18 protein-coding genes and 1 pseudogene are annotated in these 20,927 nt (G+C 72.3%); 9 read left to right on the top strand and 10 right to left on the bottom strand.

Annotation, left to right across the window (positions count from 1 at the left end):
- The first annotated feature begins 24 nt into the window (after positions 1-24).
- The gene (locus J2S55_RS46125; protein WP_306874795.1) at positions 25-675 is read left to right on the top strand and encodes a nucleotidyltransferase domain-containing protein; all 651 of its coding nucleotides are present in this window, start codon (positions 25-27) and stop codon (positions 673-675) included.
- 43 nt (positions 676-718) lie between these two features.
- Here J2S55_RS46125 and J2S55_RS46130 read toward each other — a convergent pair whose 3' ends face one another.
- From J2S55_RS46130 to J2S55_RS46140, 3 genes are all read right to left on the bottom strand, one after another.
- The gene (locus J2S55_RS46130; RefSeq protein WP_306874798.1) at positions 719-1,837 is read right to left on the bottom strand and encodes an MBL fold metallo-hydrolase; all 1,119 of its coding nucleotides are present in this window, start codon (positions 1,835-1,837) and stop codon (positions 719-721) included.
- A gap of 122 nt (positions 1,838-1,959) precedes the next feature.
- Entirely contained in the window at positions 1,960-2,259 is a 300-nt protein-coding gene (locus J2S55_RS46135; RefSeq protein WP_306874801.1) for an MTH1187 family thiamine-binding protein, read from the bottom strand.
- A gap of 187 nt (positions 2,260-2,446) precedes the next feature.
- Positions 2,447-3,172, bottom strand: a complete 726-nt coding sequence (locus J2S55_RS46140; RefSeq protein ID WP_306874804.1) for an MOSC domain-containing protein — start codon at positions 3,170-3,172, stop codon at positions 2,447-2,449.
- A gap of 26 nt (positions 3,173-3,198) precedes the next feature.
- Here J2S55_RS46140 and J2S55_RS46145 point away from each other — a divergent pair, with 26 nt between their 5' ends.
- The 6 genes from J2S55_RS46145 (at position 3,199) to J2S55_RS46170 (ending at position 11,759) form a co-directional block, all read left to right on the top strand.
- Complete coding sequence (locus J2S55_RS46145; RefSeq protein ID WP_306874807.1) at positions 3,199-3,870, top strand: endonuclease V; 672 nt, start codon at positions 3,199-3,201, stop codon at positions 3,868-3,870.
- Between the two features lie 29 nt (positions 3,871-3,899).
- A complete protein-coding gene (locus J2S55_RS46150; protein WP_306874810.1) occupies positions 3,900-4,889 on the top strand; it encodes an ankyrin repeat domain-containing protein in 990 nt (329 codons plus the stop codon).
- Positions 4,890-4,901: 12 nt separating this feature from the next.
- Entirely contained in the window at positions 4,902-5,450 is a 549-nt protein-coding gene (locus J2S55_RS46155) for a hypothetical protein (protein ID WP_306874812.1), read from the top strand.
- Positions 5,451-5,661: 211 nt separating this feature from the next.
- Positions 5,662-6,612: a LysR family transcriptional regulator gene (locus tag J2S55_RS46160; protein WP_306875898.1), complete on the top strand. Its 951-nt coding sequence runs from the start codon at positions 5,662-5,664 to the stop codon at positions 6,610-6,612.
- Positions 6,613-6,750: 138 nt separating this feature from the next.
- Complete coding sequence (locus tag J2S55_RS46165) at positions 6,751-9,987, top strand: M28 family peptidase (protein WP_306874815.1); 3,237 nt, start codon at positions 6,751-6,753, stop codon at positions 9,985-9,987.
- A gap of 263 nt (positions 9,988-10,250) precedes the next feature.
- Positions 10,251-11,759, top strand: coding sequence for an MFS transporter (locus J2S55_RS46170; protein ID WP_306874818.1), 1,509 nt, complete (start codon positions 10,251-10,253; stop codon positions 11,757-11,759).
- 192 nt (positions 11,760-11,951) lie between these two features.
- On the opposite strand, the gene J2S55_RS46175 is transcribed toward J2S55_RS46170, so the two are convergent.
- The 3 genes and pseudogenes from J2S55_RS46175 to J2S55_RS46185 all read right to left on the bottom strand — a co-directional run.
- Positions 11,952-12,755, bottom strand: coding sequence for an SAM-dependent methyltransferase (locus J2S55_RS46175; RefSeq protein WP_306874821.1), 804 nt, complete (start codon positions 12,753-12,755; stop codon positions 11,952-11,954).
- Between the two features lie 112 nt (positions 12,756-12,867).
- Positions 12,868-14,028, bottom strand: coding sequence for a saccharopine dehydrogenase family protein (locus J2S55_RS46180; RefSeq protein WP_306874824.1), 1,161 nt, complete (start codon positions 14,026-14,028; stop codon positions 12,868-12,870).
- Positions 14,029-14,089: 61 nt separating this feature from the next.
- Positions 14,090-14,233: pseudogene (locus tag J2S55_RS46185) on the bottom strand (alkanesulfonate monooxygenase); the annotation flags it as partial.
- 134 nt (positions 14,234-14,367) lie between these two features.
- On the opposite strand from J2S55_RS46185, the gene J2S55_RS46190 reads away from it, so the two are divergent.
- Positions 14,368-14,850 carry a cation:proton antiporter regulatory subunit gene (locus tag J2S55_RS46190; RefSeq protein WP_306875901.1) on the top strand — a complete coding sequence of 161 codons (483 nt, stop codon included), beginning with the start codon at positions 14,368-14,370 and terminating at the stop codon, positions 14,848-14,850.
- 8 nt (positions 14,851-14,858) lie between these two features.
- Complete coding sequence (locus J2S55_RS46195; protein ID WP_306874827.1) at positions 14,859-16,019, top strand: cation:proton antiporter; 1,161 nt, start codon at positions 14,859-14,861, stop codon at positions 16,017-16,019.
- 131 nt (positions 16,020-16,150) lie between these two features.
- Here the strand turns inward: J2S55_RS46195 and J2S55_RS46200 are convergent, their stop codons facing one another.
- Genes J2S55_RS46200 through J2S55_RS46215 form a run of 4 tightly spaced genes read right to left on the bottom strand, consistent with a single transcriptional unit; the run spans position 16,151 to position 20,824 of the window.
- Entirely contained in the window at positions 16,151-17,272 is a 1,122-nt protein-coding gene (locus J2S55_RS46200) for an MsnO8 family LLM class oxidoreductase (protein ID WP_306874829.1), read from the bottom strand.
- Positions 17,269-18,327: an LLM class flavin-dependent oxidoreductase gene (locus tag J2S55_RS46205; RefSeq protein ID WP_306874833.1), complete on the bottom strand. Its 1,059-nt coding sequence runs from the start codon at positions 18,325-18,327 to the stop codon at positions 17,269-17,271. Before J2S55_RS46205 ends, J2S55_RS46200 begins: the two co-directional genes overlap by 4 nt.
- Positions 18,324-19,649, bottom strand: a complete 1,326-nt coding sequence (locus J2S55_RS46210) for an NtaA/DmoA family FMN-dependent monooxygenase (protein ID WP_306874836.1) — start codon at positions 19,647-19,649, stop codon at positions 18,324-18,326. The genes J2S55_RS46205 and J2S55_RS46210 overlap by 4 nt, the downstream gene beginning before the upstream one ends.
- Positions 19,646-20,824, bottom strand: a complete 1,179-nt coding sequence (locus J2S55_RS46215) for an LLM class flavin-dependent oxidoreductase (protein WP_306874839.1) — start codon at positions 20,822-20,824, stop codon at positions 19,646-19,648. The genes J2S55_RS46210 and J2S55_RS46215 overlap by 4 nt, the downstream gene beginning before the upstream one ends.
- Positions 20,825-20,927 lie beyond the last annotated feature (103 nt).

The raw sequence follows: 20,927 nt of genomic DNA on the forward strand, positions 1-20,927 counted from the left end.
GGGCCGGGCTGGCACGCTTGACGGATGGAAGTACGGTTCGTCCCCGATCACCTGGTGCTGTCGGTCGTGGTCGGCTCCCGTGCCTACGGGCTGGAGACCGAGGACTCCGACGTCGACCGGCGCGGGGTCTTCGTGGCGCCGACCCCGCTGTTCTGGCGGCTGGCCAAGCCGCCCACGCACGTCGAGGGGCCGCTGCCGGAGCAGTTCTCCTGGGAGGTCGAGCGGTTCTGCGGCCTCGCGCTGGAGGCCAACCCGACGGTCCTGGAATGCCTGTGGTCGCCGATCGTCGAGCACGTCTCCCCCGCCGGGGCGGACCTGCTCGCGCTCCGGAGCGCCTTCGTGTCCAGACGCGCCCGCCAGAGCTTCACCGGATACGCCGAGGCCCAGTTCCGCCGCCTGGACCCCGAGCGCCCCAACTGGAAGCAGGCCATGCACATGATCCGGCTGCTGATCAGCGGCCTGCACCTGGCCCGGCACGGCGAGCCGCTGGTCCGGATGGACGAGCACCGCGACCGGCTGCTGGCCGTACGGCGGGGCGAGGTCTCCTGGGCCGAGGTCCAGAGATGGCGCACGGAGCTGGCCGCGGGCCTGGAGGCCGCCGACGCGCTGCCGGCCGGACCGGACCGGCGGCGCGTCGACGACTATCTGGCGGCCACGAGAAGGGCGGCCCTCTGACCCTCACCCCGCCCGCCCGGCCGGCCGGGCGGGCTGCCTGAGCTCACGGGGCGCCGAACAGCTCCCACCAGCTGTCCACCAGGGGCACGTCGTCGACGTCGACCCGGTCTCCCGGCCGGGGGACCGCGAGACGGACGTCGCGGGCCTTCGCCTCGCGCCACAGGCGGTCGACGGGCTCGGCCCACGGGTGGGGGGCGAGGGTGAAGGTCCCCCAGTGGACGGGCAGGAACAGCCGGCCGCCCAGGTCGAGGTGGGCGTTGACCGCCTCCTCCGGGTCCATGTGGATGTCGGGCCAGGCGGGGCTGTAGGCGCCGATCGGCATCAGGGTGAGGTCGAACGGGCCGTGGGCGGCGCCGATGCCCGCGTATCCGTCGAAGTAGCCGGAGTCTCCCGCGTAGAAGACCCGCTTGGCCCGCCCCGCGACCACCCAGGAGCCCCAGAGGGTGACGTTGCGGGTGAAGGCGCGTCCGGAGAAGTGCCGGGCGGCGGTGGCGACGAACCGCAGACCCGCGACGCTCGCCTCCTCCTCCCAGTCGAGCTCGACGATCCGTGAGGCGGGCACGCCCCAGCGCTCCAGATGAGCGCCGATGCCCAGGGGGACCAGGAAGGGCGCGCCCTGCAGGGCGGTGAGCGCGCGGACCGTCGCCCGGTCGAGGTGGTCGTAGTGGTCGTGGGAGATCACGATCGCGTCGAGCGCCGGAAGGTCGGCCAGCGGGACCGGCAGCGGGTGCAGCCGCCGCGGGCCGACCAGCCGCGAGGGCGAGGCGCGCCCGCTCCACACGGGGTCGAACAGGACGCGCCGCCCCTCGATCTCCACCAGCGTGGTGGCGTGGCCGTACCAGACGACGCTCAGCCCGGCCGCGGACGGCGGGGTGACCGGGGAGGTCACCAGCGGGACCGGCCCGACGGGCCGGCGGCCGTCGCGGTTGAGGACCATCTCCCGGAGCATCTCCGGGAGGCTGCCCACCGGGGGCGTGTACGAGCCGGGCACGGCGTTGTGGAAGACGCCGTCACGGAACCGGGGGGAGCGCCGCATCCGGGCCAGCCGCTCCCCCGCGGCCCGGCCGCCCAGCTCCGCCGGGATCTCCCGCACCGCCCATCCCAGTGCGGCCAGCGCCAGCCCGCCCGCGAGAAGACGTCCCGCCGATCCTTTGTCCGCCATCCCGCAATACTCCTTCAAAGTCGGATGATCCGCGCAAACTACTCACGATCCGCCGGCCTCCTCCGCCCGTGGACCACCGGGCTTCCGGGGCCGCGCGCCGGAGGCGGACTCCCCCGCGGCGGCTACGCCAGATGCCGCTCGACGGTGGCCACCTTGGCCTCCAGCCGGCCGCCCTGACCGGCGCGCAGATCGGCCTTCAGCACGAGGCTGACCCGCCCGCACCGCGCCTCGACCGCCGCCACCGCGTCCTTGACGACGCTCATCACCTGATCCCAGTCGTCACCCTCGACCGTGGTGAACATCGCATCCGTACGGTTCGGCAGCCCCGAGGCGCGCACCACCCGCACCGCCTCGGCGACGAACTCACCGACGTCCTCCCCCACTCCGACGGGGGTCACGCTGAACGCCACGAGAACCGACATGTCCGGCCCCTTTCTCCGAATCTCCGAAGCTCTCCGCTCACCGCACCCTAGTTTCCCCGGAGCCCCGGCATGCGGGCGGGCGGCGGCGGGCCGGGCACGGCGGGCCGCGTCCGGCACGCGGGCCGGGTACGGCGGGCCGGGTACGGCGGGCCGGTCCGCTCGGGGCCCGCACCGGACGGCCCCCGGGTCAGGAGCCGTGCCGCGCGCTGACAGCCGCCGGGTCGCCGGGCCGGACGGCCCCGGGCCGGGTCACCCGCATGATCATGCCGAACTTGTTCTCGTGCTCCCCGATCAACCATTTCTGCAGCTCGGGCCAGCGCTGCCGGCCGTCGGGATCCCAGCTGGGCACGGCGCAGCGGATGCACGGGCCCGTGTGGGCCCCGGTCACCGCGAGCTCGGCCTCGCCCACGGTGATCGTGGTGCCGGCCCCCCAGCTCTCCTCGGCGAAAGCGGGCGCGTCCAGTCCGAGGTGCAGGTTGGGGCGGAACCTGAGCAGGTCGACCGGGGAACCGAGCTCCTCCTCCAGCGCCGCGAGGGACGCCTCGAACGTGACCAGCACGGTCAGCGCCCGGTCCTGCTGCCCGTCCGCCGCGCGCAGGCGCAGCGGCGTCCCGAGCGAGCGCGCCAGCTCGCCGGCCGTCCCGGGATCGTGCCACCGCCAGACGGTCCCGTCCGGAGCGGTCAGCTCCGGCGCGTCGTCCGCCCCGTAGGCGGCGCGCCAGTGGAGCATCTCCGGGCGCTGCCGCACGGTCAGGACCTTGCCGTCGTGGTTGTCCCGCCCGTCGATCAGCGCGTAGGCCCGGTCGCCGGCCACCCCTCGGTGGTCCAGCAGCGCCTCCTGGAGTTCCTCGCCCCGCAGCGACTTCACCGGCCACCTCAGCAAACGCCGCAAACTCCCGCTATGTGTCGTCATGCTCTAAAAATAGCGATCATGTGTATATGAAGGCACAAACTCCCCGCACCATCCAGGAAGCCGAGGCGATCCAGGACGAGCTCCGGCCGCTGCTCGACCTGACAGGGCCGGGTCCCCGCCGGCCGGCCAGGGTGGCGGGGGTGGACGTGGCCTACGACGGGCAACGGCTCGCGGCGGCGGTGGCCGTACTGGACGGGGCCACGCTGGAGGTCGTCGAGCAGGTGACCGTCGGCGGGAGGGTGGCCTTCGACTACGTCCCCGGCCTGCTGGCCTTCCGGGAGGTCCCCGCCCTCCTCGAAGCCCTCGGACGCCTGACCGCCGCCCCCGACCTGATCGTCTGCGACGGGTACGGCCTGGCCCACCCCCGCCGCTTCGGCCTGGCCTGCCATCTGGGCGTGCTGACCGGCCTGCCCACGATCGGCGTGGGCAAGACCGCCTTCGTCGGCTCCTACCCCGACCCCGCGCCCGAGCGGGGCTCGTGGACCGATCTGACCCTGGACGGCGACGTCGTCGGCCGCGTGCTCCGCACCCGGCACGGCGTCAAACCGGTCTTCGTCTCCGTCGGCCACCGCGTCGACCTCGACACGGCCTGCCACAACGTCCTCGCCCTGACCCCTCACTACCGCCTCCCGGAGACGACCCGCGTCTCCGACCGGCTGTCACGTATGGCTTTGATCGAAAATGTCACCTTCGACTGATTTGATCCACTCAGCACAACAAGATTGGGATGACTGTGAGCGACAACGAGTGGGTCGGCGGCACGGGCGCCTGGAGTGACACCAACCTGGCGGAGATCCGGGAACGGCTGGCCGACGGGTTCGACCCCGGCCAGCGGCTGTTCTGGCTCCGCTCGACGCCCCTGCACCAGGCCGCCCAGGAGGGAGCGGTCAAGGTGATCGAGCTGCTCCTGGCCTCGGGTGCCGAGGTGGACCCCGCCGACAGCTACGGCGCCACCCCGCTGTGGGAGGCCGTGCGCCACGGTCAGGACGAGGCCGTCCGGCTCCTGCTCGCCGCGGGCGCCGACCCCTGGCGGCCGTGCATCGCCGGGCGCTCCGCCGGTCTCCAGGCTCTCTTCACCGACCTCGCGGACCTGTTCGTCCCCCTCCCGGGAGCCCCCCGCGTCAGCCCGCGGCTCCGCGAGCTCCAGGACACCGTCGACGAGATGATGTTCTCCTACGAGGACTACAGCGAGGGGTTCTGCATCGCCTTCGTCGGCGGGGTGGAGGAGGACGAGGTCATCCGCCGCCTGGGGGCCGACCCCGGGCGCTGCCCGCCGGTGGAGGCCGGCGCGCTCCGGGAGGCCGAGCACGCCTCGCCCGTCGAGCTCCTGCGGGTCGCCACCCCGCCCGGGGGCGGGGTGGCGCTCATCCAGACCGAGGGCGTCCTACCGGTCCACGACGGCGTCGCCCGGCTGGCCACCACCGGCGGCGGGGTCCTGGCCGGCGCCTTCCCGCTCGCCGGCACCTCGGTCGACATCTGGCGGGACGGCTTCTGCGTCGCCCGCCCCTCGGTCTACGACCAGCTCAGCGAGGACAGCCTGTTCGAGCTGTGGATGTGCCGTTTCGGCGACTGCGGCGCGCACCCCTCGACCTCCATGGAGCGCATCCTGGCCCTGATGACGCTCCTGACCGCCACCTACGTCACCGAGGAATGGCTGTGGAGCGCTCCGATGCGGCTGGTCCCGGTCGAACTGCGCGGCGGCGGCCAGGATGGATAGAGTCGCACAACCATGATGAAGCACACGATCACCGCGCTGTGGGAAGAGATCCCCGACGACGCCGACGATCTCACCCTGGTCCGCGGCGGATTCCGTCTCTACCTGTGCCTGTGCGGCAAGCATCTGGCGGACCGGGAGGCCGCGGAGTCGCACGCGGCGGAGACCAACCAGTGCACCACGTGCCTGGGCTCGACCACCGAGGAGATCGTGCCGGGCTTCTCCCAGGAGTGCACGGCCTGCGCCGGGACCGGCCGCCGTAAGGCACAGCTCACCTGGGAGCTCGCCTACGTCGAGGCCGAGGCCATGATCACCGTCGACCTCGTCCGCACGCTGATCGCCCCCTTCACCGGGCCGTTCCAGCTCTCCCGGGTCGCCGACACGGTCCGCGCCGCCCTCGGCCTGCCGGTCGGCCGCCTGCCCGTGGGCCCCCGCGTACGCGACGTCCTGCGCCAGCTCGAAGCCGCAGGCGAGCTGGTCCTGGTCTCCGCCCCGGACGAGCTGCTCCGCGGCACCACCGTCGTGCTCTACCGCGACCCCTACTGGCAGCACGCCTCCGGGTGAGGGACGCCCTTCCGGACGGGCCCTGAGCTCCTCCGGAGGATCCCGCGCGCCCGGATCACCCGCTCGGCCAGGTCGCCCGCCTCCGCTCCCGGCACGTTCACCGCGTCGGTGACGGACCACGGGTACCGGTGCCGGGCCGTGGGGGGCATCCCAAAACTTGGGTCTTACCGGAAAGATTCTTTACTATTAACCTTTCGGTGTGGACCTAGAAGTGCGTCATTTACGAGCAATCTGTGCGATCGCCGACTCGGGCAGCATTTCCAAGGCGGCAACCGCACTCAAGATGTCGCAGCCCGCGCTCGCCACGCAGCTGCGCCGCATCGAGCGGATGTTCGGCGGGCCACTGTTCGAGCGGGGCCGGCAGGGGGCGCAGCCCACACAGCTCGGCACCTGGGTGCTGATCAGGGCTCGGTCACTGCTGCCCGCCTTCGACGAGCTGCGACGGGACGGCATGCGCTACGCCGAGCAGACCGCGGAGAAGCTCCGGATTCGGCTGGGCTGTATGTCCAGCCATCTAGCGATAAATGTTATTAAATGCCTTAACGAGCTGCTGGCCGGCGCCGACATCACCGTCCGCACCGAAGAGGCGATGGACCTGCTGCCCGGACTGCTGGAGTCCGAGCGCCTGGAACTCGCCACCCTCGGCGACTATCCGGGGCACGAGCTCTCACCGCCCCCCGGCGTGGTCTACGCGGGCGTGGCCGTAGAGCCGATCTTCGTCGGGCTGGCCGTGTCCCACCCGCTCGCCCAGCGGGAGGAGATCGAGCTGCGGGACCTCGCCGACGAGGACTGGAGCCTGCACGCGCTGGCCGAGTCCGGGCACCGCGAACACTTCTGGGCCGCCTGCGCCCGGCAGGGCTTCGCCCCGAAGATCGCCTACTCCGCCGACCTCAGTCTCGCCATCGACCTCATCTCCTCCGCCCGGTGCGTGGGCATGTTCCAGGCGACCAGCAAGGGCTACCCGGGGATCGTCATCCGGCCGCTCGCCGGGACCCCGCTGCGCTTCCGCCACATGATCGGGTGGACCGAGCACGGGCCGGTCGCCCGGCACGGTCCCGACCTGGTCCAGGCGGTCACCAAGACCTACTGGGCCGAGGTACGGCGGGCCCCCGTCTACGCGTCATGGCTGAGGCGCCATCTGCCGCTGTCACCACCTGTGTAGCCGCCTATATCGCGAAGTTATGCAATTTCGTGGGGTACTCGCCCCGCAGTCACGGTGTCAGCTTTGGTCCAGCCCAAACCGTCAGGGCTCCTTGCATCCCTCTAACCCCCCAAGGGACACCGAGAGGAGTCACCCCGCGTGAATCCCAAGGTCAGACTGGGCGCCGTCGCCGCACTGGCTGCCGTCGCCATGACCGCGACCTCGGTGGTGAGCGCCGCCGGCGCCGCCACAGCCCCCGCGGGCACCGCCGCCCGCACCATATCCCTGGATCCGCCGGCGTTCGCGCCGCCGGACCCCGAATCCCGCAAGCGCGCGATCTCCAGCGCCGACGGCGCCCTCGCCGCCAGGTCCGAGGCCCTGTTCAAGGGAGCTCAGGACGAGTTCACGCTGACGAACACCGTCGCGGGTACCCGCGGCCTGCAGTACCTGACCTACTCGCGGACCCACCGCGGGCTGCCCGTCTACGGCGGTGACGTGGTCGTCACCACCGACAGGACGGGCCAGGAGGTCGGCTCGGTGGCCTCGGGCCAGCGCGCCGAGATCAAGGTGGGCGTCAAGAGCAAGATCGACGCCGCCACCGCGGCCGTCACCGCCCGCGGCAGGCTGGCGACCGTGGAGAGCGTGAGCACCCCCCGGCTGGTCGTGCACGCGGCCGGCAAGCAGGCCAAGCTCGCCTGGGAGGTGGTCGTCACCGGCGCCACGAAGGAGGCCCCGAGCGTCCTGCACGTCTTCGTCGACGCCCTCGACGGGTCGGTCGTGGACTCCTACGACGACGTCCGCGCCGGTACCGGCAACAGCTTCTACAACGGCAACCCGGTGACCATCCAGACCTCCGGCTCCGGCGGTTCGTATTCCATGACGGACACCACCCGGTCGGGCCTGCGCTGCGGCGGCCAGAACGGCTCGGCCTACACCGGCACCGACGACTCCTGGGGCAACGGCCAGGGCACCAACCTGGAGACCGCCTGCGTGGACGCGCTGTACGCCGCCCAGCAGGAGTGGAACATGCTGCGCGACTGGCTGGGCCGCAACGGCTTCAACGGCTCCGGCGGCGCCTTCCCCGCCCGCGTCGGCCTCTCCGACGTCAACGCCTACTGGAACGGCTCCTACACCAACTTCGGCCACAACCAGGCCAACACCCAGCAGGCCACCCCGATGGACGTGGTGGCACACGAGTACGGCCACGCGATCTTCCAGTTCTCCGGTTCCGGCGGCGCGGGCAGCGGCAACGAGGCCGGCGGCCTGAACGAGTCGACCGGCGACATCTTCGGCGCACTGACCGAGCACTTCGCGGCCAACGCCTCCGACCCGCCGGACTACCTCGTCGGCGAGGAGGTCAACCTGGTCGGCCAGGGGCCGATCCGCAACATGTACAACCCGGGCGCGCTGGGCGACCCCAACTGCTACAGCTCCTCCATCCCCAACACCGAGGTGCACGCCGCGGCCGGCCCGCAGAACCACTGGTTCTACCTGCTGGCCGAGGGCACCAACCCGCCCGGCAAGCCCACCAGCCCGGTCTGCTCCGGCCCCTCCAGCCTGACCGGCATCGGCATCCAGAAGGCCGGCCAGATCTTCATGTCCGGCCTGAACAGCAAGACCACCCCGTGGACGCACGCCAAGGCCCGCTCGACCACCGTGGCCGCGGCCAAGCAGCTCTTCCCCAACAGCTGCGTCGAGATCAACGCGACCAAGGCCGCCTGGACCGCCGTCAACGTCCCGGCGCAGAGCGGCGAGCCGACCTGCACGGTGAACCCGCCCGGCAACGACTTCTCGCTCTCGCTCAGCCCGACCTCGGGCAGCGTGCAGGCCGGCCAGTCCGCCACCACCACCGTGCGGACCACGGTGACCGCCGGCAGCGCCCAGTCCATCGCGCTGCGGGCCTCCGGCCTGCCCGCGGGCGCGACCGCGTCCTTCAGCCCGGCCACCATCACGGCCGGCCAGACGTCGACGCTGACGCTGGCCACCTCGGGGAACACCCCGGCCGGCACCTCCTCGGTGACGGTCACCGCCGACGGCGCCGACGCGGACAAGACGGCGAGCTACTCGCTGACCGTCGGCACCGGCAACCCGCCGACCGGAGCGCCGGACATCCCGGTGGCCAACGTGAGCGCGCACCTGAACCAGCTGCAGTCGATCGCCTCCGGCAACGGCGGCAACCGGGCCTCGGCCACCTCCGGCTACACCGCCTCGCTGAACTACATCAAGGGCAAGCTGGACGCGGCCGGCTACACCACCACGGTGCAGAACTTCACCTACAACGGCCAGACCCACGCCAACCTGATCGCCAACTGGCCGGCCGGCCCCACCGGCCCGACGGTCATGCTCGGCAGCCACCTCGACAGCGTGAGCGCCGGCCCCGGCATCAACGACAACGGCTCCGGCTCGGCGGCGCTGCTGGAGGTCGCGCTGACCCTGGCCGACCGCAACCCCACGCTGACCAAGCACGTCCGCTTCGGCTGGTGGGGCGCCGAGGAGCTCGGCATGCGCGGCTCGACCCACTACGTCCAGAACGGCGGGGCCGCCGGCGTCGAGGCGTATCTCAACTTCGACATGATCGCCTCGCCGAACCCGGGCTACTTCGTCTACGACGACGACACCGCCCTGGAGAAGATCTTCAAGGACTACTACGCCACGCTCAGTGTCCCGACCGAGATCGAGACCGAGGGTGACGGCCGCAGCGACCACGCCCCGTTCAAGAACGCGGGCGTCAAGGTGGGCGGCGTCTTCACCGGCGCCTCCAGCGTGAAGAGCTCGGCCCAGGCCACCAAGTGGGGCGGCGCCGCCGGCCAGGCCTTCGACCGCTGCTACCACTCCGCCTGCGACACCACCTCCAACATCAACAGCACCGCGCTGGACCGCAACAGCGACGCCATCGCCAACGCCCTGTGGAAGCTCGCCGTGGGGAACACCCCTCCTCCCACGGACGACTACTCGGTCTCGGTGAGCCCGTCCTCGGCCTCGGTACAGCCCGGCCAGTCGGCCAGTGCGACGCTCAGCACCCAGGTGACCTCAGGTAACGCGCAGGCCGTCCTGCTGAGCGCCACCGGTCTGCCCGCCGGCACGACCGTCTCCTTCAACCCGGCGAACATCACCTCCGGCCAGTCCTCCGCGGTCACGGTCGCCACCTCGGCGAACACGCCCGCCGGGACCTACACGATCAACCTCAACGCCGACGGCGCGAGCTCCGACCGCTCCGCCTCCTTCAGCCTCACCGTCAGCGGCGGGCAGGGCGGCACGACCTGGGAGGTCTGGACCCCGTACGCGGCCGGGGACACGGTGACCTACAACGGTGTCAGCTACCGATGCCTGCAGGGTCACACCTCACTGCCCGGCTGGGAGCCGCCGAACGTCCCCGCCCTGTGGCAGCCGATCTGATCGGCTGAGAACCGCTCAGCGGAGTACGACCCCTGACGGAGCACGGCGGGCGGGCATGGCCGCCCGCCGTGCTCCTTTCTCCACGGGCCGCTCCGCGCGTTGTGATTGGACTATCCGAAAAGGGTAGGTATGCGCTGCTGAATCACCGGAAGTTTCGCCAGAGTCGAGGACGAGGCGGTCATCATGATCACCAGCCGGCCACCGGCGCTGCCCGGAGACGTGGGAGACGCCGGACGGGGACGTGCCGGACGGCGTCCGGCCGGATGAGCACCGGACCCCGGCCGGGCGGGACGTCGACCGCGCAGCGGCCGGAGGGGACGGACCCGCGCCGGTGGAAGGCGCTGACCGTCTGCCTGGTGGCCGGCTTCATGACCCTGCTGGACGTCAGCATCGTCAACGTGGCGCTGCCCTCCATCCGCACCGGGCTGGACTCCCCGCAGAGCGCCCTGCAGTGGGTGGTGTCCGGTTACGCGCTCACCTTCGGGCTGGTGCTGGTGCCCGCCGGGCGCTTCGGCGACATGCGGGGCCGACGCGACGTCTTCGTCTCCGGCGTCGCCCTGTTCACCCTGGCCAGCGCGGCAGCCGGAGTCGCCCAGAACCCGACCTGGCTGGTCGTGGCGCGGCTCGTCCAGGGGGTGGCGGGCGGGGTGATCAACCCGCAGGTCAGCGGCCTGATCCAGCAGCTCTTCCGGGGTGCGGAGCGGGGCCGGGCGTTCGGGCTGCTGGGCGCCACCATCGGCATCTCCACCGCGATCGGCCCGCTGCTCGGCGGGCTGCTCATCCATCTCGGCGGCGGGCACGACGGGTGGCGCCTCGTCTTCTACGTCAACGTGCCGATCGGCGTCCTGGCCATGGTCCTGGCATACCGCTACATCCCGCCCCGGGCGCGGGACGGACGGCGGCGGGAGAGCATGGACCCGGTGGGCGTGCTGCTGCTGGCCGCCGGCGTCGTGCTGGTGCTGCTGCCGCTCGTCGAGGGGCAGCAGTGGCACGGCCGGGACAGGTGGCTGCCGCCGGCCGCCGGGCTCGCCGTCCTCGCCGGCTTCGTGGAGTGGGAGCGCCGGTACGGGCGGCGCCGCGAGCCGGTGGTCAACCTGTCGCTGTTCGGCAGGCGCTCCTACGCCCTGGGCGCCCTGATCGCGGCGCTCTACTTCGCGGGCTTCACCGCGATCTTCTTCGTGCTGACCCTGTACCTGCAGGACGGCCTGCGCTACCCCGCCCTGGAAGCGGGCCTGGCGAGCATGCCGTTCGCGGCGGGCTCGGCCGCGGCCTCCGTGCTGGGGGGCCGGGTCGTCACCCGGCTCGGCCGCCCGCTGGTGGTGCTGGGTCTGGTACTGGTCGCCGTCGGGCTGACCGTCACGGAGCTCGCCGTGCGCCTGGTCCCCGGCCAGCAGGTTGCCTGGGCGATCGCGCTGCCGCTGCTGGTGGCCGGGCTCGGCAGCGGCCTGGTGATCTCCCCCAACCAGACGCTGACCCTGTCGGAGGTCCCGGTGGCCGAGGCCGGCACCGCCGGCGGCGTGCTGCAGACGGGCCAGCGGATCGGCACCGCCCTCGGCATCGCGGTGGTCGGCTCGGTGTTCTTCGCCGAGGTCGCCTCCTCGCACGGCGACTACGCCCTGGCGTTCCGGCGCGCGCTGCTGGTCACCATCGGCTTCGTGCTGGTCGCGCTGGCCGTGGCCCTCACCGACGTGGTCGCCGCCCGCCGCGCCGGACGCCGGGCGGGCGCCCGCGGGGTCACCGGGGCGGAGCGGGCTCCGGGGGCGCCCGAGTGAGCCGGTACGGCGGGCGGGTGTGGGGCCTGCCCGCCGTACCACCCGTCGGAGGACGGGCCGACGAGCCGGTACGGCGGGTGGCTGTGGGGTCCGCCCGCCGTACCACCCGTCGAGGCGGCGGGCGGGCGGGGCCTGCTCCCCGGACCCGGCCGGTTGATCAACCGCGTGTCCGGCGCGGTCCGGCGGAGGACCTCAACGCTTGTAGGCGATGCCGCCGTACATGAGCTGCTGGCCCACCGTGAGCTTCCTGGGGACGGGTCCGTCTGGCCGCCACAGGGGCAGCGGGACGACGCCCGGGTCGAGGAGCTCGAAGCCGTCGAAGAAGGCGGTGATCTCCTCCGGCGTGCGGAACCGGCCGGTGCCCAGCAGCGCGAGGTACTTCCGCTCGGCGTCGCGCGATTCCTGGGTGGAGGCGCAGAAGTGGGTGATGAACAGATAGCTGCCCGGCGGGACTGCCGCCATGTAGGCCTCGACGATCGCCCGGGGGTCCTCGTCGTCGTGCAGGTGGTGCAGGATGCCGACCAGCATCACGGCCACCGGGCGGCCGAGGTCGATGAGGTTCTTGAAGGCCGGGTCGGAGAGGATGGCCTCGGTGTCACGCAGGTCGGAGGTGATGACCGCCGTGCGGTCGTTCTCCGCGAGCAGCGCCCGGCCGTGGGCCAGCACCATCGGGTCGTTGTCGACGTAGACGACCCGCGACTCCGGATTGGCGCGCTGCGCGACCTGGTGGGTGTTCTCCTCCGTCGGCAGCCCCGAGCCGAGGTCGACGAACTGGGTGATGCCCTGGCCGGACAGGAAGCGCACCCCCCGGCCGAGGATCTGCCGGTTGTAGGCCGCCACGTCGTAGATCTCCGGGACGACCTTCACGATCTCGGCGACGAAGGCGCGGTCGACCTCGAAGTTGTCCTTGCCGTTGAGGACGACGTCGTAAGCCCTGGCGATGCTGGGCCGGGTCGTGTCGATGCCGGCGTTCCGCTCGCTCCGATTGTCGGCCACAGGGGTCCTTCCTCGTCATCCCGGGGCAGTTCAAATGATCATAAGTGGTGAAGGGACTCCGATATGCATATTTGACGGTTAACGGATGACCGATTCCTCGCTCCGGCGAGGTCTACTTCGACGGGCCGCTCAGCACCGTGAAGGTGATGCCCGCCCGCTGGAGCCGCTCGATCAGCGCCCCGCCCATCGCCACGGCCGTGGTGACCTGGCCACTGACCGGCGGCAGGTCGTCGAAGGCCAGGCAGAGCGCCGACTCGGCGAGCATCTTGGCGGTCTCGTCGTAGCCGGGGTCGCCGCCCGCCACCTCGGTGACGACGCGCTCGCCGCCGCCCCGGCCGAGGAAGGTGACCTTGAACCAGCTCCTGGCCCGCTGTTCGGGGGTGGGTCCGTCGCCGGAGGCGGTCCGGCCGAGCAGCCAGGAGCGGACCGGGGGGAGCTGGGCGAGCGCGACGAGGGCGCCGGTGCCGGCCACGAGCCCCAGCGCGGCGGGCAGCCGCCTGACGGCGACGTGGTGGCGGTAGGTGAAGTCGGGGCCGTAGCGCTCCAGCGCGCGGGCCGAGCGCGCCACGATCCGCGGGTCGATCGTGGGCAGGGGCAGGGCCCAGCCTCCCACGTAGCGGGGCGGTCCGGCGATGCCGCGCGCGCGGCGGCCGGTGGGCCGCCCTTCGGCCGCGCGCCGGGCGAGCGCGGCCCGGGCGGTCTGCCGGGGCCGGGAGATCGCCGTGAGGGCGGAGTGGACGGTGCCGCCCGATGGCTTGCCGTTGCCCCGCACGAACCCGTCCACCTCGATCGGCACCCCCTCGGGGAGCCGGTTGACGGTGAAGTAGGCGCCGAGGTCGTGCGGGACGGAGTCGAACCCGCAGGCGTGCACGATCTTCGCCCCGGTCCGCTCGGCCCGGTGGTGGTGGCGGGTGAACATCAGGTCGACGAACTCCGGCTCGCCGGTGATGTCGGCGTAGTGGGTGCCCGCGTCGGCGCAGGCGGCCACGAGCGGCTCGCCGTAGGAGAGGTAGGGGCCCACGGTGGTGGCGACGACCCTGGCCTGGCGGGCCAGCTCCGCCAGCGAGGCCGGGTCCGTCACGTCCGCGTGGAGCAGCGGCAGCTCGGGCAGGCCGATGCGGTCCCGGACCGCTCCGAGCTTGGCCCGGTTGCGGCCGGCCAGCGCCCAGCGGCAGCCGGGACCGGCACTGCGGGCCAGATACCGCGCGGTCAGCTCGCCGGTGAAGCCGGTGGCGCCGAAGAGCACGATGTCGTACGGGCGGTCGTCAGGCATGGGCTGGGACTCCTCCCCGGCACGGCCGCGCGCAAGCCGTACGGACCGAATGTGATTCTGTTCACCTTGCCACAGGAGCGAGCACCCGGGGAAGGACGCCCTCGCCGGACCGGTACGCCTCCTCCAGGTGGGGGTAGCCGGACAGCACGGATTCCTCGATGCCGAGCGCGGCGCACTCCTCGATCCGCTCGGCGACCTGGGGCTTGGGTCCCACCCATCGCCGGCCCAATAACCTATAAAGCCAATCGGTAATAGCGGTTATTCCTTGCCCGCCCTTCCGTGCACTGATTGGTAGGTTCAGGTAAACAACCGACATATGACCAGATGGAGGACCGTACGGTGGAGGTCGAGCAGACGGCGCTGCCCGGAATCGGACTACGGCACGAGTTCACCACCCGCTCGGGCCGGCGCATCGGGATCGTCTCCCACCGGACCGGCCGCCGCGACTTAGTGATATACGACCCTGCCGATCCCGACCGGGCGTGCGAGACGATAAAACTGAACGACGAGGAGGCCGACGCGCTCTGCGAGCTCCTCGGCGCCCCGCGCATCGTGCAGCGTCTCAACGCCCTGCACCGCGAGGTCGAAGGGCTGGTCAGCCTGCAGCTCCCCATCCTGTCCGGCACGCCGTACGCCGGCCGCCCGATGGGTGACGCGCGCGTGCGCACCCGCACCGGCGCCTCCATCGTGGCCGTGGTCCGCGCCGGCCAGGTCTTCGCCAGCCCCGGCCCCGACTTCGTGTTCACCGACGGCGACGTGGTCGTCGTCGTGGGCAGCCCGGAGAGCACCGCCGCCGTCGCCGACATCCTGACCAACGGTTAGGGCAGCGGGTGCACTCGACAGCGATCCTGTTCCTGGAGTTCGGCGCCGTCCTTCTCGGGCTCGGCATTCTCGGGGCCCTCGCCATGCGCGTCGGCATCTCCCCCATCCCCCTCTACCTGGTCGCTGGACTGGCCTTCGGGCAGGGCGGCATCCTGCCCCTGGCCACCAGCGAGGAGTTCATCTCGGTCGGCGCCGAGCTCGGCGTCATCCTGCTGCTGCTCACCCTCGGCCTGGAGTACAACGCCGACGAGCTGGTGACGAGCCTGAAGGGCAACGCCCGCGCCGGCGTCGTCGACCTGGTGCTCAACGCGGCCCCCGGCGCGGTCGCCGCGCTGCTGCTCGGCTGGGGCCCGGTGGCCGCGGTCGCCATGGCCGGCGTCACCTACGCCACCTCCTCGGGCATCACCGCCAAGGTCCTGTCCGACCTGGGATGGATCGGTAACCGGGAGACCCCGGTGGTGCTGTCCCTGCTGGTCTTCGAGGACCTGACCATGGCGGTCTACCTGCCGATCCTGACCGCCATGCTGGCCGGGGTGAGCTTCGTCGGCGGCGCGGTCACCGTGGGCATCGCGCTGGCCACCGTCAGCGTCGTCCTGCTGCTCGCCCTGCGCTACGGCCGCCTCATCGAGGCGTTCATCTCCAGCCCCAACTCGGAGGTGCTGCTGCTGAAGCTGGTCGGGCTCGCGCTGCTGGTCGCCGGAGTGGCCCAGCAGCTCCAGGTCTCGGCCGCGGTCGGCGCGTTCCTGGTCGGCATCGCGGTCTCCGGCGAGCTGGCCGAGGACGCCCAGGCGCTGCTGACCCCGCTCCGCGACCTGTTCGCCGCGGTGTTCTTCGTCTTCTTCGGCCTGCAGACCGATCCCACCAAGATCGGCCCGGTGGCCGGGCTGGCCGCGCTGCTCGCCCTGGTCAGCATGGTCACCAAGCTGCTCACCGGCGCCTACGCCGCCCGCCGGGCGGGGATCGCGAAGGCCGGACGGGCGCGGGCGGGCATCGCGCTCATCCCCCGCGGCGAGTTCAACATCGTGATCGCGGGCCTGGCCGTGGCCGCCGGGGTCCATCCCGACCTCGGCCCGCTGGCCGCCGCCTACGTCCTCATCCTCGCCGCGTTCGGCCCGCTGGCCGCCCGGCTCGTCCAGCCCCTCATCACCGCCATCGCCAAACGCACCTGACCGGTCAGGCGGTCGCCTGCGGCGCGTGGTCCCTCGCCGGGCCACGCGCCGTATGCGTCCCGGGGCCCTGCCTGCCGGATGCGTTCCGGAGCCTGTCAGGGGCGTGTGAGGAGGCCGGGCCGGCCGCGCGCTCAGCCGGTGGCCCACTCCGCGGCGAGCAGCTCGTAGGAGCGGACCCGGTCGGCGTGGTCGTGGGTGATGGTGGTGACGAGCAGCTCGTCGGCGCCGGTGACGTCGCGCAGGACGCGCAGCCGCTCGGCGACGGTCCGCGGCGAGCCGACGAACTGGGTGGCCACCCGGTCGGCGACCAGCGCGCGGTCCTCCTCGGTCCACTCGTGGGCGGCGGCCTCCTCCGGCGTCGGGAACGGGATCGCGCCCGCGCCGGTGCGGATGCTGCGCACCCACAGCCCGTACGGCGAGGCGAGCTCGCGGGCCGTGTCGTCGTCCTCGGCGACGACCACGTCGGCGGAGACGATCAGACGGGGCGCGGCCAGGGTCGCCGAGGGCTTGAACGCCTCCCGGTAGGCCTCGGCCGCCTCCAGCACGGTGGACGGGCTGACGTGGTAGTTCGCCGCGAACGACAGCCCGCGCTCCCCCGCCACCTGCGCGCTCTGCCCGCCGCTGCTGCCCAGCACCCACAGCTCCACGTCCGCGCCCTCACCCGGTACGGCGTGCGCCGCCAGCCCGTCGGCCGACCGGTAGGTCCCGGCCAGCAGCGCGATGATGTCGTCCACCTGGTCGGCGAAGTCCGGGCTCCGCGCGCCCGGCTGCTGCAACAGCGAGCCGTACAGCGTGAGGATCGGCGAGGCGGCGAGCGCGGCGAAGGAGAACCCCTCCGGGATGAGCAGCCCGTCGACGACCCTGGCGGGCGGGGACGGCCGCGAGGGCTTCTCGGCGAGTTCGGCGAACTCGGCCTTGCGCCGGCCCGACCGGCCGAGCCCCAGGTCGATGCGGCCCGGATGCAGCGCGTCGATCAGGCCGAACTGCTCGACCACGGCGAGGGCCGTCTGGTGGCCGAGCTGCACGGCACCGGAGCCGACCCTGATCGTGCTGGTCGCGGCCGCCACCAGGGCGATGAGCACGGCGGGGGCGGCGCTCGCGACGCCGGGCGCGAAGTGGTGCTCGGCCAGCCAGTAGCGGCGGTAGCCGAACTCCTCGGCGCGCCCGGCCAGGTCCAGTGTGTTGCGCAGCGCGTCGCCGGCCGTCCCCCCGGAGGGGACGGGAGAAAGGTCGAGGATCGACAGGGAGGTCATGACTGCCTTCCGTACCGGGGGAACGGCCGGCTGGGGATCTCCCTGCGCAGCACGGGGGCGATCTCGCTCTGGAAGAGTTCGAGGGCGGCCCGGTGCTGCTTGTCGGTCAGGCCGTCCGCGTCGGCGTGCAGATGCATGACCTCGTGCCCGAGCCTCTCATGGTAGCGGTGGACCTTGTCGATGATCTGCTGGGGGCTGCCGACCAGGATCGAGCTGCGCTCGATCGCGTCCTCCAGCGTGTGGAAGACCGGGTCCACCCCGACCTTCTTGAACAGCGCCAGACGGGCGTTGAAGATCGGCCGGTAGGTCTCGATCGCGTCCTGGGAGTTCCTGGCCGCGTAGTAGCCGGCGCTGCCCGCGCCGACGAGGGCGTCGGCGGGGTCGTGGCCGTGGAACTCCCAGCGTTCCCGGTAGTGGTCGACCAGCTCGGCGTAGGGCTCGACCGGGTTGGTGACGTTGGCGGAGAAGAGCGGGTCACCGTAGCTCGCGGCGAGGTCCACCGACTCCCTGCTGGTGGCGCTGCCGTGCCAGACGCGGATGGGCCGCTGCAGCGGGCGCGGCCAGGTCTCGGCCTCCACCAGCGGCGGCCGGAACCGGCCGGACCAGGTGACCTTGTCCTCGCGCCACAGGCGGCGGAACAGCTCGTAGCTCTCCCGGTTGCGGTCCCACTGGTCCGCACCGGTCACGTGGAAGAGCTGGGCCTGCGCGGCCCCGTTCCCCTTGCCGATGATCAGCTCCAGGCGGCCGCCGGAGAGGTGGTCGAGGGTGGAGTAGTCCTCGAAGGCCCGGACCGGGTCGAGCAGGCTCAGCGTGGTCACCGCGGTGAACAGCTTGATGGTGGAGGTCCTGGCGGCGATGTGGCTGAGCACGACCGGCGGGGAGGAGGAGATGAAGGGGCGCTCGTGCCGCTCCCCCACGCCGAAGCCGTCGAAGCCGAGCTCCTCAGCGAGGACCGCGTTGTCCACCACCTCGCGCAGGCGCGCGCCGGTGGACTTCAGCTCGCCGGTGATGGGGTCCGGTCCGTGCACGATCAGGGTGATGGCCAGGAACTTCATACGTCGCCCTCCAGTCCGAGATGGCCGCGGAGCGTGGTCGTCCCGTATTCGGCGCGCAGCACCCCGCGCTCCTGCAGCAGCGGGACGACCTTGTCCACGAACTCGTCCAGCCCGGTGGGCGTCAGGTGCGGCACCAGGATGAAGCCGTCGGCCGCGTCGCTCTGCACGGACTCGTTGATCTCCTCGGCGACCCGCGCGGGCGAGCCGATGAAGGACTGCCTGCCGGTGACCTCGATGACGAGGTCGCGGATGCCGAGTTTCTTCGCCTCGGCCAGGGCCCGCCACTCGGCCGCCGTCTTCAGCGGGTCCCTGGACATGCGGGTGCGGCCCTTGATGATGGACTCCTCCGAGACGTCCGGGTCGATCTCCGGCAGCGGGCCCTCGGGGTCGTAGGCCGACAGGTCGCGGTTCCAGAGCTGCTCCAGCAGCAGGATCGCCGTCTGCGGGCTGACCTGCTGGCGCCGGATGTGGTCGGCGTTCTCCTGGGCCTCGGCGTCGGTGTCACCGAGGGCGAAGGTCGCGCCGGGCAGGATCTTCAGCGAGCCGGGGTCCCTGCCGTGCGCGGCGACCCTGGCCTTGATGTCGCGGTAGAAGGCCCGCCCCTCCTCCGGCCTGCCGTGCCGGGAGAAGATGGCGTCGGCGGTGGCCGCCGCGAACTCCCGGCCCCCTTCGGAGTCGCCGGCCTGGATGGTCAGCGGGTGCCGCTGCGGGCTGCGCGGCACGGTGAAGTGCCCGCCGATGTCGAAGTGGGCGCCCCGGTGGGCGAACGCGCCCGCCCCGGCGGCGGCGAACGTGCCGGTCGCGGGGTCGGCCACGAGGTCCTCGGCGGCCCAGGAGTCCCAGAGCTCGCGGACCGTCCGCACGAACTCCTCGGCGCGCTCGTAGCGCTGGGAGTGGTCCAGGTAGCCGCCCCGCCGGAAGTTCTCCCCGGTGAACGCGTCGGAGGAGGTGACGACGTTCCATCCGGCCCGGCCGCCGGACAGGTGGTCGAGGCTGGCGAGCTTGCGGGCGAGCTCGTAGGGCTCGTTGAAGGTGGCGTTGACCGTCCCGGCCAGCCCCAGGTGGGTGGTGACCGCGGCGAGGGCGGACAGCACGGTGAGGGAGTCCGGGCGGCCGACCACGTCGAGGTCGTGGATCCTGCCGCGCTGCTCGCGCAGCCGCTGGCCGTCGGCGAGGAAGAAGAAGTCGAACCTGCCGCGCTCGGCCGTCCGCGCGAGGTGGGCGAAGGAGGCGAAGTCGATCTGGCTGCCCGAGGCCGGGTCGCTCCAGACGGTCTGGTTGTTCACGCCCGGGAAGTGGGCGGCGAGGATGACCTGCTTCATCGTCGGCTCCCCGCGTAGCGGCCGGCGGGACGTGGCAGGCCGAGGTGGCCGCGGAGCGTGGCCGCCTCGTAGGCGCGCCGGAAGACGCCGCGCCGCCGCAGCTCCGGGACCAGGCCCCGGGTGATCGCGCTCAGGTCGGCCGGCAGTACGGCGGGGCGCAGCCGGAAGCCGTCCAGACCCGCCCGGCGCCAGTCCAGGAGCAGGTCGGCGAGCTGCTCGGGGGTGCCGGCGAAGATCGCGGCGTCGGAGGCGTGCACCGCGCCGTCGAGCCCGTCGAGCCGGGCCCTGCGCTCCCCGGCGTCCTGTCCCAGGAAGACGACCAGGTCGGCGAGGACCTTCAGCGGACCGGGGGCGAGCCCGCGGATCTCCCGCACGACGGCGCGCGCCTGCTCGCCGTCGTGCGGGGTGACGTGGACGACGTCGGTGCTGCGCGCGGCGAACTCGTACGGTATCCGGGAGTGGGCCAGCGCGGTGACCGGCGGCTGCCCCTGGGGCGGCCGCGGGACGATCGAGGGGCCCCTGACGCTGAACCGGGGGCCTTCGAAGTCGATGTGGTGCAGCTTGTCGCGGTCGACGAAACGGCCGGTGGCCACGTCGCGGATCACCGCGTCGTCCTCCCAGCTGTCCCAGAGGCGGCGGACCACCTCGACGGCGTCGGCGGCCTCGTCGAACAGCTCCTGGATCAGGCGGACGCTCTCGGGGCGGTCGAAGCTGTCCGGCCGGAGCTCGGGGATGTCGCGGCGGCCGAAGTGGGCGGCCTCGGCGCGGCGGCCGGAGATCTGCACGCGCCACCCGGCCCGCCCGGCGCTGACGTAGTCCAGGGTGGACAGGGCGCTGGCGACGTGGAAGGGCTCGGTGTGGGTCGTCGTGACCGTGGGCACCAGCCCGATCCTCCGGGTCAGCGGGGCGACCCGCGAGGCCACGAGGACCGCGTCGAACCGGCCCCGCACCTGGTCGGTGCGGCCGTCGGCGCCGTCCAGGCGGGTGGTCTGCAGGGCCAGGGAGTCTTCGATGGTGACGAAGTCGAGCAGGCCGTGCTCGGCTTCGGCCACGAGGCCGGCCCAGTAGGCGGCAGTGAACAGTGTTTTCGGGGTGGCGGCGGGGTCACGCCAGGCCGCCGGATGCCATCCGGCGCCGTCGAGTGCGACGGCGAGATGGAGAGGAGCTGCCGACATGTCCTGAAGATAACACTAAAACCCGAAATTCCTACATGTTTAGTTGGATTTGTGGAGGGGATTGACCAACCGGGCCCCTCTCACCCACGCTGCGTCTGAGCCG

It is taken from the genome of Streptosporangium brasiliense, assembly GCF_030811595.1.
GTDB classification, from domain to species: domain Bacteria; phylum Actinomycetota; class Actinomycetes; order Streptosporangiales; family Streptosporangiaceae; genus Streptosporangium; species Streptosporangium brasiliense.